Below are 17,483 nucleotides of genomic sequence, written 5' to 3'. Positions count from 1 at the left end.
GCTTGCCAGCGATAAGGTCCGCAGGACCTTCAAATTCTTACGGTCAAATCACCGTCCCCTGACCACCATCTCCCCCGGCGTCTCCCCCACTGCCTGCCAATCGGGCCGATACATCGACTCGACCTGCGGCGGCGGCACCCGATAACTGCCCGGCGTCACCGCCCGCGCCAGATACAGCAGATGCGTAGTGCCATAGCCATCGAGCTTCAACGCCGCCACATAACGATCATCGCGGTATTCCTGGTGCAGGAGACTGGCGTTCTGCATCGACTCGCGCCATTCCTTGACCTTGCTGCTGGCGTTTTCCAGGCTGGCCGCGCTTTGCGCCAGGTTCTGGTTTTCCAGTTCAAGGCCTGCCGGCAGCAAATCCACCACCAGCGCATCGGGTACCCGTTGCTTGGCCTTCACGGCCAGGTGCACCAGCACCAGATCGCCACTCTTGACGGCCTTGAGGTCGAGCGCCTGGCCATTCATGCCCAGGTATTCGCGGCGAATGCTCAAGTTCTCGCCGCCAGCGGCAGGCGCATGGCGGGGATAACCGGACACCGTCAATTGTTGATAAAGCGGCTCGCTGGCCTCATTGCGGATCGTGAGCGGCGCAGCCAGCAACGGCCCTTCGAGCTTGAACCCCGGATGCGCGGTGCTCAACTCGCGGATCTGGCCGTTGGCATTGAGTTGTGCGGTCCATTGCACCTCGGGTTTGCCGAGCAGACCACGACCGGCAAGGAACAACGCGTTGCGCTCCTGGGTCGAGAGCCACTGGCTGGCTGCCAATTGATCGGAGAGTTCGAACAGGCGTTCCTCGCGCTTGTCCGTCGCCAGGTCGTTTTCTTCCAGCAAGGCCAGGATCATCGCCTGATCGCGAAGCGGGCTGCCATAGTCGGCCAACCAGGCCTTGCTCTGACGTGAAGCTGCAAGCCCGGCCTGCAGCGCTTGATCAGCACGCGGCTTGTCGCCCATTTTCTCCAGAGCGATCGCCAGCTGTACCAGCGGCAAGCCGGAGCGGGCATCGGTGCGGCGCTCGAACAGGCTGCGCAGCGCCCCCAAGGGTGCTTGTTGGCTGCGGGCCAATACCAGTCCGGCGTAGGCCTGTACGGCAAAGCGCGTATGTTCGATGTCTTCGCTGTAGTTGACCTCGATCAGGTTGCGTTCCTGCAGGTAGCGCAGCAAGCGTTCGCTGGCCTTCTTCAGCGCCTCGGCCGGCACGGCGTAGCCTTGTTCGCGAGCACGCAGCAGGAAGTCGGTGACGTAGGCCGTCAGCCAATACTCTTCCTCGCCGTCCGCGCCCCACAAGCCGAAGCTGCCGTTGTAGCGCTGCATGCTGAGCAAGCGCTCGATGCCCAGCTCGATCTTGCGCTGGCGTTCGCTCGGCGCTTCGCCCTCCAGGCCCAGGCGTTCAAGCGTTGCCGCGTCGGCATAGAGCGAGGGGTACAGTCCGCTGGCCGTTTGTTCCAGGCAGCCATAGGGATAGGCCTTGAGCGCACGGATCTGCTCACCAAGATTCAATGGCGGCCGGCTCGACAGGGCCAGCAAGGCCTCGCGACCCGCGGGTTCGAACACCTCCAGCTCGCCATCAGGCAACTGCCAGGCCTGGTCCTTGAGGACCGCGCGATAGTGCTTGAGCAATGCCGGATAGGCCGGACGCACGCCCAGGGTCCATTCGCGGGTAAAGGCCGGCAAGGACTCGCCAGGCAAGTCGAGGCCCTGCACCGTGACCTTGATCCGGCCCTGGCCGAAACCACCCTGGGCCTGTACCGGAATCTGCAAGGTCGTACGCTGCCCCTGGGCCAACGACAGGTTTTGCTCAGCCATGCCGAGCAGGCTGAGTTGTCCTTCAGCGGTAACCTGCACACTGAGGTTTTGTGCCTGGCCGGACAGGTTCGACAGGTCCAGTGCCAATCGGGTCTGGTCGCCTCCGGCCAGGAAGCGTGGTGCCGACAGTTCGGCAATCAGCGGCGCGGCAACCACGCTCTTGCCTTCGGCCATGCCGTAGCGCTCGTCGGTCCAGGCCTGTGCCATCAGCCTCAGTTCACCGTTGAAGTCTGGAATGTTGACGCTGGCCTCGCCTTCACCCTGCTCGTTGAGGGTCACTGGCGCACTCTGCAGCGCCACGATGGTCACGCTGGTGTCCGGGCGCTTGCCGCCCTTGGCCAGGGCCGCATCGCCACCGAAGGCCAGGCTGGCCAGGCGGGCCTGCCCGGCTTCGATCAACTGACCGTAGATATCCAGTTGGTCGGCGCCATAGGCCTTGCGCCCGAACAGGCTGGAGAACGGGTCGGGCGTGGGGTATTCGGTGATGTTGAGAATGCCCACGTCCACGGCGGCCAGCAGTACCTGCACCTGCTTCGGCACGCTGCCGTCGGCATTGCGTGCCTGCAGCTTGACCGTCAGCGGTTGCTTGGGTCGCATCTTTTCCGGTGCCGTCACAGTCACGGCCAGCTTGCGTTGCGCCCGGTCCAAGGGCAGGTGCAGGACGCCGACCGCGCGCTTGGGCGTGATGTTGGCCTTGCGCTCGCCGGGGCGGATCACCAGCGCGCTGACATACAGATCATGCCGCGTCCATTTGGGGTCGAGCTTGATCGCGTAGCTTTTACCCTCGGCCGGCACGTCGATTTCCTGCCACCATAGCGGCCCTTCGCTGGATTCGACCAGCAAGTAGCCCTTGCCTGCCGCCGGGGGCGTGACCGTCACGTTGGCGGTGTCGCCATCGGCGTATGCAGGCTTGTCCAGCGCCAGCTTGACCTGGTCGGGCCGCACCGCACCGCCTTCGGCGTTGTCCTGGGCGCGGTAACCGGCCCAGAAGCGCAGGCTGCTGACGATGCCGGTCTTCGGGTCCTCGACCTCGACGCGGTACGGGCCCCACTCTACCGGAAAGCTGATCTTCGCCGTCCCGCCCTCGGCGATGTTGAGGGTTTCTTCATTCAGGGTCAGGTACTTCTCGTTGAAGTTGTAGCTCCAGCCATCGCTCTGCGAGTAGTTCCAGTAGTAGTCGCGACGTTCGCGCACCAGACGGACCTTGAGGTTCTCGGCAGCCAGCTTGTGGCCCTGGTTGTCGGCGACCAGCACTTCGAATTCGACCGGTGCATCGCCGTCGGTTTCCTGGCCCTCGAACAGACCGCGCAGACCCGGCAAGCGCTCGGCTGGCCACACAGGCTGGGTGAAACGACGGGTGATGGGGCGCCCGCCGGACTCCTGCAGACTGGCCTGGACGATCAGATTCAATGGCGAACGTGCCTGGGCCCATTTGCTTTCTATGGCAATGGTGGTCTCACCGGCAGCATCAAGCACCGTCTCGTCGAGCTCCAGGTCCTGGCTCAATTCGTCTTCCGTGACCGAGCCGAATTGATACCCCGGCAAGGCCGTGACCGCTTCGCGCAACGGACGCACGTACACCTGACCACTCAGGCGATTGCCCGAGGCCGGCGCGCCGTACAAGTAACGGCCATTGACCTTGATATGGGCCGTGTCGCCCGGCGCGATCGGAGCTTCACTGCCCTTGAGCTCCAGCGCCAGACGCTCGGGGAGGAAGTCTTCGACCAGGAATTCATACAGCTGCGGCTTGCCATCCCCCAGGTCGAACTGCAACTGCCAACGCCCGGTGGGCGACTCGGCAGCCAGTTGCAATTGATACTGATACAGCCCGGAAGCGTCGGCCTGCCAGACGAACTTGCGGCTGACCTGTTCATCGGGACGCCGCACTTCCACCGTCACCGGCTGCGGCTTGACCGCACGGCCATCGTTGTCGCGCAGCAAGGCATTGAGCAGCACGGTTTCACCCGGCCGATAGAGATCACGAGGACCGAACACGAAAAATTGCAGCGGGTGCGCTCTGGGGCCGGCGATGTTGAACTCGGCCAGATCCAGCGCGGCGCTGTTCAGACGCAGCAGGCTGGTCTGCTCGCCCTGTTGCGCCAACAGCACATCGGCCTTGGGCGGCAGCGCCAGTTGTGCATGGCCGCCACCCTCGGTCTTGCCCTGGGCAAGCACTCGGCCATCGACATCGAGCACTTCCAGGTTGACCCCTTCCAGGGCCTTGCCGCCTTCGAGCGCCTGGGTGAATACGTCCAGGCGATTCTGATAGCGGTGCACCGAAACACCGATGTCACTGAGGGTGAACAAGGTCGCAGGCTGCGAATAGTTGTAGGTCCCTGCGGCGCGCATCACAGCCAGGTAGACGCCGGGTTGCTGCAATGGCTTCAACCCGCTGATGGGCAGCAGCAGGGTTTCGCGAGTGTTGCGAACCGGGTTGAGATCAAAGCGCCCGCCGTAGACCAGCTCGGCCATTGGCAGCAGGTCCTTGGACTCATAGGCTTGCAGGCTGCTGTTGCGTCCCCACTGGCTGAGGAAGGCCGGTAGCGCCTGGGGTTTGATGCGGAAGAATTCGACATCGACCTTGTCGACGTTCAACGCGATCACCGGCAGGCCCTCGGCCAAACGCGTCGGCAACAGCGAACCGCGACTGGCAAAACCGATGCTCGGCTGCAGGTCCCGGGTTTCCAGACGGCTGACCGACTCTTTGTCCAGTGTCTTGCCGTTGACTGCGCGCAGCCCGGCATCGATCGTCAGCACCAGCTTGCGCTTGGGCTCCAGGTGGCGCAGGCGCAGTTCCATGAGGTTGTCCGACAATTCCCAGGCGCCGTCGACCTTGCCATTGACGGTATCGACCAGGTGCAACTTGTCGGCGAATTTCTGCTCCGGGTCCAGCGGCACCGAAAAGGCAATGGACAGGGTACTGGCTCCCTCGAGCTGCACTTCCGAGACATCCACCACCGTCAGCTCACGCCCGGCATAACGCTGCCCCAGCACCGCCACATCCTGCACCGGTCGCGGCTTGACGGCCTCCTTGGCTACCACCTTTTCGGTCGGCGCGGACGCAGGCGCCGGCTTGTCCGGCGAGGACGAATCACAGGCGCTCAGCAACGCAAGCGCACAAGCCAGAAACAATCCTTTGTTCAGCATGGGAGACTCTTTGGCAGCGATGTCTAAGGGGTGAACTATATATCAACATCGGTGGGTGGGCCGGAAAGCGGGCTGGGGCCATGGCTCTTAGACGGCAGCATTCGGGTTTACCCAATCTTCCACCCGCAACCCCGCCACTCGATTGAACTCCGCTAGATTATTGGTCACCAGAACCAGCCCTAACGACCTGGCGTGCCCGGCAATCATCTGATCGTACGGGCCGATGGGCTTGCCATTCTTTGCCAGCTCTGCCCTGAGTTGGCCGCTATGGGCTGCCGCCTGACGGTCATAGCTCAATACCTCGAGCCTGGCAGCGAATCCTTCGATGACAGCCAGGTTTCTCTCCGGAGCTGCAGATTTCTCGGCACCGTAGATGAGTTCCATCAGAGTGATCGTGCTGATGCACAATTGGCCATGATGCCGGGTAAAAGCCTCTCGAACCTGCTGGGGTTTGTTCTTCAAGGTGAAGATGCAGATGTTGGTATCGAGCATGTATTTGAGCATCAAAAAATCTCACGTTCCTGATCGGCGGGCTGCTCACGCTCGGACATGAAATCGGCGCTCACGCTCTCCCCCTCAAACCAGCTATCCCAGGACTCACCGGCTGGAGTGATGAGTCGGGCTCGCCCTATTGCCACTACATCCACCCGGGTAACATCGTCGGGTAATGCGACCGCCTTGGGCAAACGGATAGCCTGGCTGCGATTGCTTTTGAATACTGCACCTTGTTCCATAATTCACCTCATTTGGGATATACCCAATGTATGTCCAAGTGTAGTATCGCCAATGTATATGTCAACGGGATATACATACCCCCTTACCAGGAGCCTGCATGTCCCAACTGCTGAACGACTGGCACGACCGCCCTACCCACCGGCGAGTCTGGGCGCTGGCCGCGCCGATGATCCTCTCGAACATTTCCGTGCCGCTGGTGGCGCTGGTCGACAGCGCGGTGATCGGCCACCTGCCCCACGCCCACCAGTTGGGTGCGGTGGCAGTGGGTGCCAGCCTGTATAGCCTGCTGGCCTGGGCCATGGGCTTTTTGCGCATGGGTTCGACCGGCTTTGCCGCGCAGGCTGCCGGGCGTAACGATGGTGCCGGGTTACGGCAGATTCTGTTGCAGGGTTTGTTGTTGGCGTTGCTGTTTTCAATGCTGCTCGGGCTATTGGCGATCCCCTTCAGCCATGCTGCACTGAGTCTGATGCAACCCTCCGCCGCGCTCGAGCAAACCACCCACGACTTTTTCCAGACGCGACTGTTCGGCCTGCCGGCGGCCCTGGCCAGCTTTGCTCTGGTGGGCTGGTTTCTCGGCACCCAGAACGCGCGCGCGCCGCTGGCGATTCTGCTCACGACCAATCTGCTGAACATTGCCCTGAACCTGTGGTTCGTGATCGGACTGGAATGGGGTGTGGTCGGCTCGGCGCGGGCGTCGGTCGTGGCGGAGTGGACAGCCGCCTTGCTCGGGCTGGCCATGACTCGTCCGGCCCTGCGCGCCTACCCGGGCAAGGTCGCGTGGGCGGCATTGCGTCGCTGGCAAAGCTGGCGTCCATTGCTGGGCGTCAACCGCGATATCTTCATCCGCAGCCTGGCGCTGCAAGCGGTGTTCCTGTTGATAACCATCCAGGGTGCACGGCTGGGCGATGCCACCGTGGCAGCCAATGCCCTGCTGCTCAATGGACTGTTGCTGACGGCGCACGCCCTCGATGGCTTGGCCCATGCAGTTGAAGCGCTGTGCGGACACGCTATCGGCGCACGCGACCGGCAGGCCTTGCGCCGCTCGTTGACGGTCGCCTGTGGTTGGTCGTTGTTGGCGAGCCTGGCCTTCGCCGTGCTGTTTCTGTTGGGCGGGCATTTGTTTATCGAGATGCAGACCAACATCGCTGCCGTGCGCGAGACGGCATTCCAGTACTTGCCGTATCTGGCGGTATTGCCGTTGGTGGCAGTCTGGAGCTACTTGCTCGACGGGTTGTTCATTGGCGCCACGCGGGCTCGGGAAATGCGCAATGGGATGTTGCTGAGTGTGGGCATAGCCTTGCCATTCGCCTATGCAGCGACCGGGCTGGGCAATCATGGGTTATGGCTGGGGTTTCTGCTGTTCATGGCGTTGCGTGCGGTGACGCTGGGTGGGATTGCCAGGCGGTTGCAGCGGCAGGATGCGTGGTTGTGACTTCACCTCGTTCCCACGCTCCGCGTGGGAATGCATCAGGTGACGCTCCGCGTCGCAATGTGGCAGGTCGATGCTGGAGCGTCTAGCGCTGCATTCCCACGCGAAGCGTGGGAACGAGGAACCGGCCTGGACTCAAGACGACAGGTAAGAAGACCGAGTCAACCCAAGACGCAAGGCATCCAGGAACTGCGTGCGCTCACTCGCACTGATCCTGGCGCTGGCAACCTTGTCGCGGTAGTGCGTCATCAACTCCTCCGGCGACAGGTGCACGTAGCGCAGCATGTCTTCGATGGTGTCGTGCGTCTCGATACCGGCGCTGTATACGCTGCCATCCGGGTTCTGGTAGAGGTTCACCGAGTCGGTGTCGCCGAACAGGTTGTGCATATCGCCCAGGATTTCCTGGTAGGCACCGACCAGGAAGATACCCAGCAGGTAGTCCTCGCCCTCGTTGACCGCATGCACAGGCAGGCTGGTCTCGATGCTCTGCTCGTCGACGTACTGGTTGATCTTGCCGTCGGAGTCGCAGGTCAGGTCCTGCAATACGGCGCGGCGCATCGGCTCTTCGTCGAGGCGGTGCAGCGGCAGGATCGGCAGTACCTGGCCGATGGCCCAGGTGTCAGGCAGGCTCTGGAACACCGAGAAGTTGCAGATGTACTTGTCGGCCAGCTTGTCGTTGAGCTCGTCGAGCACCTGACGGTGGGAACGCTGACGCGCCTTGAGCGAGTTGTGCAGGCGACGGCACACTGCGAAGTAGCACTGCTCGGCCAAGGCTTTCTGGGCCAGGGTGATCTTGCCGTCGGCGTACTGGGCGGCCACATCGCTCATGTAATGGGTAGCGCGCCAGTAGGTCTCGGTGACCATTTCGATATCGGTCGGGCCGAGCAGGTCCACCAGCCACTGAACGGTTTCAGGCAGGCTTTCCTTGTCTTCGATCTCAGGCACTTCGTCGTTGTGCTTCTCGACGTCGGTCACCTGGACCACCAGCATGGCGTGGTGAGCGGTCAGCGAGCGACCGCTCTCGGAGAAGATGTGCGGGTGCGGCAAGCCTTGAGCATCGCAGAACTCCTTGAGCATGCCGACCACGACACCGGCGTAGTCGTCCATGTCGTAGTTGATCGAGCTGGCATTGCGCGAGTGAGTACCGTCGTAGTCGACGCCCAGGCCACCACCGACGTCGATATGATCGACCGGCAGGCCCAGCGCGCGCAGCTCGCCGTAATAGCGGATCGCTTCCTTGAAGCCGTGCTGGTAGTCGGCCAGGTTGGCGATCTGCGAGCCCATGTGGAAGTGCAGCAGGCGCACACCCTGGTCCAGACCGGCCGCGCGGAAGCGGTCGACCACCGAAATCAACTGTGCGGCCGACAGACCGAACTTGGACTTCTCGCCACCGGTATCGGCCCATTTGCTCGAGGCCAGCGAAGATAGACGCACGCGCAAGCCAACCTGTGGTTTGACCTTGAGATCGGCCGCTTCCTCGATCACCAGCGCCACTTCCGACTCTTTCTCGATGACGATGAAGACATTGTGACCGAGCTTCTGCCCCATCAAGGCCAGGCGAATGAACTCGCGGTCCTTGTAACCGTTGCAGACGATGGTGCCGCCTTTGGGTGCCAGTGCCAGCACGGCCAGCAACTCGGGCTTGGAACCGGCTTCAAGGCCGATGGAAACGTTCTGGGTGGCGATGATGTTCTCGACCACCGCCTCCTGCTGGTTGACCTTGATCGGGTACAGCGCGGTATACACGTTCTGGTATTCCAGGCGCTCGATGTTGGCGTCGAAGGCACCGGTCAGCTGGCGCACGCGGTCCTGCAGGATGTCCGGGAAGCGGACCAGCAATGGCAGGGAAAGGCCACTCTTGCGCAACTCGTCGACCTGTTCATACAGGTCGATCGGCGCGCTGGTCGGACCATTTGGACGGACTTCGACGCGCCCGGCCTCGTTGATCGCGAAGTACCCGGCCCCCCAATGGCGTATCCCATAAACACTGCGGCTGTCCGCAACTGTCCATTGGCTGCCATCGTCTTTGCGTGTGCGTCGTACGGACATCGAAGTCCCCTATAGAAAAGTCAAAAAACACTGCCCGAAATTGGCTGCGAGCAATGTATGAAATGTAGATGACGATTACCTGAATCCTGGGAATAGACCCCAGGATTCAAATCGAGTTTAGAAAAGCATTGATCAAACCGCGCAGCCGAACGGTTCCGGGAGTACCGGACGTCGAGACAAAACGCGGGATGGTGGAGATCAGCCGCCGGACTTCCTGGCCTTGAAGCCAAGTTTAGTCAGCTCTGCCAACAGCAGCTCGACATGATCACCCTGGATCTCGATGACCCCTTCCTTCAATGAGCCGCCCGTACCGCAGCGCCTCTTGAGGTTGGTCGCAAGCTCCTTGAGCTCTTCGAGTGCCAGCGGCACGCCGCTGACCGTGGTGACCGTCTTGCCACCGCGGCCTTTGCTTTCGCGGCGCACACGGGCAATGCCGTCCCCTTCGGGGATAGCGGTCTGTTTACAGGTGCAGGCATCTATCGGCTGACGGCAGTCAGGACAGTGCCGACCCGAGTCGGTGGAGAACACCAGGCCGCCCAGGGCGGCGAAGGATGCGGCTTTCTTGGCCACCTTTGATCCTCTTCGGAGGATAGAAACTGGTCGACCGGGGCCGACCGCGAAGCCCCACTCTGGCAGGGGCAGCCAAAGCCCTGCTTCAGCTTGAAAAGGTCGCGCAGTGTAACGACAAATGCATCGCTTGCTAAGTACAAAACTGCGCCATTTTGCACAGCATTCGCGACCTTATTTCTGGTTGGCTATAAATCGGTTCAGTGCAGCCAGGGAGTCGGGGCAGTAAGGCTTTTGTCGGCTGTCTTCCAGTGCCTGGGGCAATGACAGGAAGCGCGCCTCGATCACTTCTTCCGGCTGCAGGCGCAAAGGCCCGTCCCAGACGGCCGAGAACACTGCGCACCAGAGCCGGTTGCCGGGCTGGTCGAAAAAGAAATGCTCGTGGGCATGCAATTCGACGCCTGCCACCCCCAGCTCCTCTTCCAGCTCCCGGGCAGCGGACTCGGCGTAGCTTTCATTGGCCTGGACCATGCCGCCGGCGGCCACATCCCAGTAACCGGGGTAAATCGCCTTGCTCAGGGTGCGTCGGTGCACGCACAGTTCACCGGCAGAGTTGAACAGCAGGATGTAGGTGCCTCGGCCGATCAGGCCGCGCTCGCGCAGTTCGGCGCGGGGCAAGGCGCCCAACAGCTGGTCCTGCTCATCGACCCAGGCGATGGTTTCGGCATCGGAGGCCGCTCGATGGGCAGCCTCGCTTTCGGAGATTGGCATGCCTCAGCCCTGTGACAACAGTTGACGCAGATCGATGACCGCCGCGTTCGCCCGGGAAATATAGTTGGCCATGACCAGCGAGTGGTTGGCCCACACCCCGAAGCCGGAGCCATTGAGCACCATCGGACTCCACAGCGGCTCCTGCGACGCTTCCAGCTCACGAATGATCTGGCGCACGCTGACGGTGGCATTCTTCTTGGCCAGTACATCGGCGAAATCGACTTCGATGGCACGCAGCAGGTGCGACAGCGCCCAGGCCTGACCACGGGCTTCATAGAACACGTTGTCAATCTGCAACCATGGCGTTTCGACAATCTCTTCGTCGACCTGCGGCACCTGGCCCGGGGCAATGACCTCGGTTTTCAACGAGCTGTTGAGCTTGACCCGACCGACGCTGGCCGACAGCCGTTGCGACAGCGAGCCCAGGCGCGTAGCCACATCGCCCAGCCAGTTGTTCAGGTTATCGGCGCGGGTATAAAACTGGGCGCCTTTTTGATCCGTGCCAGTCAGGCGTGCCTGATAGCGGCTCAGGGAATTGATGCCTTCCTGGTATTCCGACTCACTGGACGGCAACACCCAGCTCTTGTTGTCGAAGTTGAAGCGCGGTTCGGCCCGGGCCAGATCCGCGTCTTCGGTCGATTGGGACTGGGAGCGGGCGAAATCCTTGCGCAAGGCACGGCTCAGGTCGCGAACCTGAACCAGCACGCCGTATTCCCAGCTGGGCATGTTATCCATCCACAGCCCCGGCGGGAACCGGTCGTTGGAGATGTAGCCGCCTGGTTTGCTCATCAGCGTACCGGCGACAGTCTTGAGGGTTTCGATGGTGGTATAGCCGACCACCATTTGCCTGCCCTCGCGCTCGGCGGCTGCTTGTGCATTCTGTTGCACGGGAAACAGAGCGGGCTCCTGGCTCCAGTACCAGCCCACCAGGGCGGCCACCAGAAGGTACAGGAACAGTAATGTACCGAGCGCGCGGCTGAACAACAGCCCACTGAAGTAACTGCGTGCATCAGCCCCTCTGGCATCGACGCGCTCGCGCGCCTGCGCTTTGCCTGTACGGTTTTTCCAGTCCAGCATGGCTATGTCCTTTCGATCACGTCTATTCAATGTTTCGACTGCAATCCCATTGCATCGAACCTCAGGCCTGGCCGCGTTCTTTTCGCCAGGCTGTCGTGGTCGGGATTGCCACAGGAGTTCTGCACTATAAAGGAAGCGCGCGCACAAGCATAAGTGACTCATCGGTCACAAAATGAATCTTAAAGTTGGCGGTTTATTGACGTATGACATCCCGCTTGCAGGAAAAGAGGTGCTAGCATAGGGCCACCACTCGACTCCAGCCTCACCCTAACAAGTAGTCAGGACATGACCGAGCCAGAAGAACCCAACCGTGAGCGTCTCAAGCATCACTTTGCCCAGCGGGTCATTCATCAAGCTCGTCAAATTCTTGAGATCTGGCAGCGCCTGCAACGCAGCGAGTGGTCGCAAAACGATCTGGCCGAACTCTCCGAAGCCAACTTGCGCCTGTTGCGATTCGCTGAACGCTTCGAGCAAGCCGAACACATTCGGCTGGCGCAAACGATCAGCCAGACGCTGCTGGCCGTCGAGGATAATCGCGGGCGCCTGAGCAGCGAATTGATCCATGAGCTCAATCGGCTGATGCAACGCCTGTCGCGTACCGGCCTGCGCCATGGCGATCACCTGGAGCAAACCCAGCTGCCGCCCCTGCGCAAACCCATCTATCTGATGCTGCAAGACCATGAGCGCGGCGAACGCCTGGCCAAGCAACTGGAGTTTTTTGGCCTGCTGACCCAGTCGCTGGAGAGTGTCCCTGAGTTTCGCGCCTCCATGGTCGAACGGCTACCGGCGGCAATCGTCATGGATGTCGACTTCTGCGGCCCTGGCCAGGGCTTGATCCTGGCAGCCCAGGCCCAGGAAGGCCTGGAGCAAAAAATCCCCTTGCTGTTCTTCAGCCTGCACGAAACCGATACGCCGACGCGCCTGGCTGCCGTACGCGCGGGCGCCGAGGAGTTCCTGACCGGCACGCTTGAAGCCTCCAGTCTGCTGGAGAAAGTCGAAGCCCTCACCTGCGTTGCCCAATACGAACCTTTCAAGGTGCTGATCATCGATGACTCCAGAGCCCAGGCGTTGCACACCGAACGCCTGCTCAACAGTGCCGGGATCGTCACGCGAACCCTTATCGATCCGATCCGGGCCATGGCCGAACTGGCCGACTTCCAGCCCGACCTGATCATTCTCGACATGTACATGCCGGCCTGTACCGGTACGGAGTTGGCCAAGGTCATCCGCCACAACGATCGCTACGTCAGCGTGCCGATCATCTACCTGTCGGCCGAAGACGATCTGGAGAAGCAGCTCGACGCCATGAGCGAAGGTGGTGATGACTTCCTGACCAAGCCGATCCAGCCGCGTCACCTGATCACCACCGTACGCAACCGCGCCTCGCGGGCGCGCAACCTCAAGGCTCGAATGGTCCGCGACAGCCTGACGGGGCTGTACAACCACACGCATATCCTGCAATTGCTCGAAGACTGCAGCTACCGGGCCCGGCGCGAAGGCAAGCCGCTGAGCTTCGCCATGCTCGATATCGACCATTTCAAAAAGGTCAACGACAGTCATGGCCACCCCATGGGGGATCGCGTCATCAAGAGCCTTGCGCTGTTTCTCAAGCAACGCCTGCGCAAGACCGACTTCATCGGTCGCTATGGTGGCGAAGAATTCGCCATCGTCATGCCTGATACGGACCTGGCAGCGGCCTACCAGGTCCTGAACGAAATTCGCCAACGCTTTGCCGAAATCCACTACCCCGCACAGCCCCGCGACCTGTCGTGCACTTTCAGCGCCGGGGTTGTGGAGTTGTGCGAAGGGTCGGACAGCCTGGTGATGGCCACACTCGCTGACAAGGCGCTTTATCGCGCCAAGGGTTCTGGACGCAACAAGATCCAGCGCGTCGAGAACTAAAGGCAAACTGCTAGTATTTTTCCGCGCAAGGCCGCCACCGTCATAACCCTGTCATCAAAACGCAATAACTTCAGGCACTTACGATCCGATCGTTGGTAGTACCTGAGCATGCGCCTGAAACTCCTCACCAATTTCAATACCCTGTTGCTGGTCACCGTCTGCATCGCCCTGGGCGCCACGCTCTGGTGGTCGCAACGCGCACTGGAGCAACCTTACCTGCTGATGGAGCGTTACCTGGGACTGTCACAACAGTTTCAAGACCAGGTCGAGCGCAGCATTCAGGACTACCTGGCCAGCGGTGATGCATTGCGCCACAGCAGCGCCACCCAGGCCATTGACGCGTTGCAGCAGGACAGCGCCCAGTTGCCTGCAGAGCTGGCCGGGCAAATCCGCCCGAGCCTGGACGCGCTGCAGGCCTTCAGCAGCACCGATCTGCTCGCCGCCGGCAAGCTGGCCGGCGACCCTCAGGCCTTGCTGTTGCAAGCCGAGCGCGAGATAGGCGCCAGCCTCGAGCAATTGGCGCAATACGCCGAAGGCAGTGGCAACCCCGATTCAGCGCGCTATCAATCGCCGCTGTTCGGTGCCGCCCAGCACCTGGCGCGGATGTCACTGGCTCGGGAGAAGCTGGTCAGCAGCGGGCGCAGCGAGCTTGCCGTCGATGTCGAGCGCGAGTTGGCTGCTATCGCCAGCCAGGCTCAGGCCATCGAAAGCCTGCCTCTACTGGGCGTAACCGCCAGTCACGAATCCGGTACCGATGATTTCGCCGCCATGATGGGGCTGCAGAGCGACGCGAAGTCCGAAGCGCAGGACGCGGGTGTGGACCTCAAGCGCGAACTGCAGGGCCTGCTCAAACGCTACCCCGCCGAATTGAACCGTACTCGCGAACAGATCCAGCACAGGACCGACCTGGCCACCAGCGCCATCGACCGGATGGCTGCAGTCAAAACCGCCATCGCCGGCCTCGAGCCCCAAGTACGCAGCCAGCACGGGCGCATCCAGGGCGAAGTGAGGGTCATGCAGGGCGTGATGATCGCCCTGATCCTGTTGATTGCCCTGTTGATCGATACCCTGCAGCGGCGTCTTGCCCGGGTGCTGACCAACCTGGCACCGGCGCTGTCGAACTGGGCCGAAGGCGACTTCAGCCGGCCGATCGTCCTGGGCAGCACCAACCGTGAAATGCATGACATCCAGGAATCCCTGAACCGGCTGCGCGCCTACCTGGTCGACCTGGTCGGGACTATCCACAAAAACGCCGAACAAGTGGCTGACAGCAGCCGGGCGCTGGCCGACCTGAGCAGCGGACTGCACAGCGGCGCCGAACGCCAGGCCGGCGACACGGCGCAGATCCGCGATGCACTGGGTGAACTGGAAGCGACTATCCAGCAGGTCGCCGGCGACGCCAGCCAGGCAGCCGACGCCAGCCGCGATGCCGGTCGCGCCGTGCAACAGGGCCAGGCAGTGATCGGCCAGAGCCTGACCGGGCTGCATGCACTGGTCGGCGAAGTGCAGGGCAATGCGCAGATGATCGAACAACTGGCCGAAGAATCGGCGACGATCGGCGGCGTCCTGACCGTCATTCGCTCGATTGCCGATCAGACCAACCTGCTGGCCCTTAACGCCGCCATCGAGGCCGCACGCGCCGGCGAAATGGGCCGAGGCTTCGCCGTGGTCGCCGAAGAAGTGCGCTCCCTGGCGCAACGAACCGCTGGCGCCACCGGAGAAATCCAGACCCTGATCGCCGGCCTGCAACAGGCCGCCCGGCAATCGGTGGAAGGCATGCGGGCCCAGGTCGAACATGCCGAAGCAACCGCCAACAAGGCCCAGGCGGCGGATGGTGCGCTGGATGAAATCGTCACGGCGATCCAGACCATCGCTGAAACTGCATCGCGGATCGCCGATGCGACGGCCCATCAAAGTGGAGCGGTCAGCGAGATCCGCGACCATAGTGAGCGTATTCACCTGCTGGGTGAGGATAACCTGCAGCGTATTGGTGAAGGGCGGCATGAAGGGGAGCAGTTGCTGGTGTTGGGTGGGCGGTTGCATACGGCGGTGCAGGCATTTCGGGTTTGACCTGTAGGGCCTCATCGCTGGCAAGCCAGCTCCCACAGGGGTCTTGCGGCGCACACAAATTCTCTGTGGGAGCTGGCTTGCCAGCGATGAGGCCTTCACAGCCAACCACGAAACCCCGGCTTACAACCCCACCCCCTGCAGTCCCCGCCGCACTCCGCTATCATGCGTTCACATCTGTTTCGCGAGAACACTATGCGCCGCCTGTTTTTCCTCCTGTTACTGGCTCTGGCCGTGCCCGCCTTCGGCACCGGCCTGCTCGACAGCCGTCCGAGTGCGACCCTCGGCGGTGCGCCGCTCAACAACAGTGACGAATTCCTGCCGGTGCGCGAAGCCTTCAAGCTGAGCCTGGTGCAAAGCGACGCCCAGACGATCAAGCTGCGCTTCATTGCCAGCGAAGGTTATTACCTGTACCGACACCGCTTCCAGTTCCGCACCGAGCCTGTCGACATCGCCCTGGGCACTGCACAACTGCCCGCTGGCGAAAAGAAGCATGACGAGTTCTTTGGCGATGTGGAGGTCTACCACGGCATTCTCGATATCGATCTGCCGCGCAGCGCCAACGACCAGCGTCCCTTCACCCTGGTCGTAACCTACCAGGGCTGCGCCGATAAAGGGCTGTGTTACCCGCCGGAAACCGAACGCCTGAACATCGAGGGCAAAGGCGCCTTCAATGTCGCCGCTGCGCCTGCAGCCAAGGGCTGGAACTGGAAAGAGCTGGCACTGTTCTTTCTCGCCGGACTGGGCCTGACGTTCACCCCGTGCGTACTGCCGATGCTGCCAATTCTTTCCGGTGTCGTTCTGCGCGGGCAGGTCGGCGGCTGGCGCGGGTTCAGCCTGTCGCTGGCCTATGTTCTGCCCATGGCTGCGTGCTTCGCCCTGCTGGGGGCACTGATGGGCGTGTTCGGCGCCGAACTCAATCTGCAAGCCCGCCTGCAATCGGCCTGGGTACTGGTGCCCTTCTCACTGTTCTTCGTGCTCTTCGCCCTGGCCATGTTCGGTCTTTTCGAACTGAAGCTGCCGCACGCCGTCAGCTCGCGCCTGGAATGGGTCGCCGGGCACACCCACGGCGGCTCGCTGCTGGGCGCGGCGGTATTGGGCGTGGTTTCCAGCCTGCTGGTTTCACCCTGCGTCTCGGCCCCGCTGGCCGGTGCGCTGCTCTATATCAGCGCCAGCGGCGACGCTGCCGGCGGAGCGCTCAAGCTGTTTTCCCTGGGCCTGGGCATGGGCGCCCCCTTGTTGCTGGTCGCCACCGGCGGCGCCACCTGGCTGCCCAAGAGTGGCCCCTGGCTGATTACCGTCAAGAACGCCATCGGCGTCCTGCTGCTGGCCCTGGCGGTCGGGTTGCTCAGCCGTGTACTGCCCGGTGAGATCACACTCCTGCTGGTAGGCCTGCTTGCCGCTGGCGTCGGGATCTTCCTCGGCGCTCTGGAGTTCATTGCCAAGCCGACCAGTCAACGCCTGGCGCAACTTTTTGGCCTGCTCCTGATGGTGTATGCCCTGGCTTGCTGGTACGGCGCTTTCAGCGGGCAGAGCGACCCGTTCAAACCACTCGGCCGCACGCCGACAGGCAGCGAAGTCGCAGTGGCCGATACCCGCGGCGACTGGCAAACCATCAACACGCCCGCCGCGCTGGACAGTGTTCTGGCCGAAGCCAGAAAAGCCAGCCAACCCCTGGCCCTGGACTGGTACGCCGACTGGTGCATCAGCTGCAAGGTCATCGAACACGAAGTGTTGACCGCGCCGGAAGTGATCGCACAGCTCAAGGGCATCCGCCTGATACGTTTCGACATGACCCAAAGCAATGCGGAGCAACGCGCCCTGCTCGACCGCTACAAGCTGTTCGGTCCGCCGGCCATTCTGTTTTTTTCCGCGAACGGCAGCGAAATTACCCCCGCCAGAGTGATTGGCGAGGTAAAAGCCGGCAAATTTGCCGAACATTTGTCGAGCGTTCGTCCCGATCTGGGTCTATAACCTCTGAGGGCCG

At 62.1% G+C, this 17,483-nt stretch carries 11 protein-coding genes; 4 read left to right on the top strand and 7 right to left on the bottom strand.

The features are described from left to right. Window positions 1-48: 48 nt before the first annotated feature. The 3 genes from F2S13_RS16575 to vapB form a co-directional block, all read right to left on the bottom strand. Window positions 49-4,959: an alpha-2-macroglobulin family protein gene (locus F2S13_RS16575; RefSeq protein WP_166362680.1), complete on the bottom strand. Its 4,911-nt coding sequence runs from the start codon at window positions 4,957-4,959 to the stop codon at window positions 49-51. 87 nt (window positions 4,960-5,046) lie between these two features. Next, entirely contained in the window at window positions 5,047-5,463 is a 417-nt protein-coding gene (gene vapC / locus F2S13_RS16570) for a type II toxin-antitoxin system tRNA(fMet)-specific endonuclease VapC (RefSeq protein WP_166362678.1), read from the bottom strand. Beyond that, window positions 5,463-5,693 (bottom strand): type II toxin-antitoxin system VapB family antitoxin, encoded by a 231-nt coding sequence (gene vapB / locus F2S13_RS16565; protein WP_166362676.1) that lies wholly within the window; start codon window positions 5,691-5,693, stop codon window positions 5,463-5,465. The genes vapC and vapB overlap by 1 nt, the downstream gene beginning before the upstream one ends. 98 nt (window positions 5,694-5,791) lie before the next feature. On the opposite strand from vapB, the gene F2S13_RS16560 reads away from it, so the two are divergent. Beyond that, complete coding sequence (locus F2S13_RS16560; protein WP_166362674.1) at window positions 5,792-7,126, top strand: MATE family efflux transporter; 1,335 nt, start codon at window positions 5,792-5,794, stop codon at window positions 7,124-7,126. A 132-nt stretch (window positions 7,127-7,258) separates the two neighbouring features. On the opposite strand, the gene speA is transcribed toward F2S13_RS16560, so the two are convergent. The 4 genes from speA to F2S13_RS16540 all read right to left on the bottom strand — a co-directional run bounded on the left by speA (window position 7,259) and on the right by F2S13_RS16540 (window position 11,527). Then, the gene (speA, locus tag F2S13_RS16555) at window positions 7,259-9,172 is read right to left on the bottom strand and encodes an arginine decarboxylase (protein WP_166362672.1); all 1,914 of its coding nucleotides are present in this window, start codon (window positions 9,170-9,172) and stop codon (window positions 7,259-7,261) included. A 198-nt stretch (window positions 9,173-9,370) separates the two neighbouring features. Further along, entirely contained in the window at window positions 9,371-9,742 is a 372-nt protein-coding gene (locus tag F2S13_RS16550; protein WP_166362670.1) for a translation initiation factor Sui1, read from the bottom strand. A 171-nt stretch (window positions 9,743-9,913) separates the two neighbouring features. Beyond that, window positions 9,914-10,450, bottom strand: a complete 537-nt coding sequence (locus F2S13_RS16545; RefSeq protein WP_166362668.1) for an NUDIX hydrolase — start codon at window positions 10,448-10,450, stop codon at window positions 9,914-9,916. A gap of 3 nt (window positions 10,451-10,453) precedes the next feature. Further along, window positions 10,454-11,527, bottom strand: a complete 1,074-nt coding sequence (locus F2S13_RS16540) for a DUF2333 family protein (RefSeq protein WP_166362666.1) — start codon at window positions 11,525-11,527, stop codon at window positions 10,454-10,456. A 285-nt stretch (window positions 11,528-11,812) separates the two neighbouring features. On the opposite strand from F2S13_RS16540, the gene F2S13_RS16535 reads away from it, so the two are divergent. The 3 genes from F2S13_RS16535 to F2S13_RS16525 all read left to right on the top strand — a co-directional run bounded on the left by F2S13_RS16535 (window position 11,813) and on the right by F2S13_RS16525 (window position 17,470). Next, window positions 11,813-13,429, top strand: coding sequence for a diguanylate cyclase (locus F2S13_RS16535; protein ID WP_166362664.1), 1,617 nt, complete (start codon window positions 11,813-11,815; stop codon window positions 13,427-13,429). Window positions 13,430-13,537: 108 nt separating this feature from the next. Continuing rightward, entirely contained in the window at window positions 13,538-15,499 is a 1,962-nt protein-coding gene (locus F2S13_RS16530) for a methyl-accepting chemotaxis protein (RefSeq protein WP_166362662.1), read from the top strand. Between the two features lie 192 nt (window positions 15,500-15,691). Further along, entirely contained in the window at window positions 15,692-17,470 is a 1,779-nt protein-coding gene (locus tag F2S13_RS16525) for a protein-disulfide reductase DsbD (protein WP_166362660.1), read from the top strand. The last annotated feature ends 13 nt before the right edge of the window (window positions 17,471-17,483 follow it).

The sequence above is a fragment of the Pseudomonas akapageensis genome (assembly GCF_011355085.1).
Classification (GTDB): Bacteria; Pseudomonadota; Gammaproteobacteria; order Pseudomonadales; family Pseudomonadaceae; genus Aquipseudomonas; species Aquipseudomonas akapageensis.
Note: the sequence above shows the minus strand (reverse complement) of the source record. Positions and strands in the feature narration are given on the sequence as shown.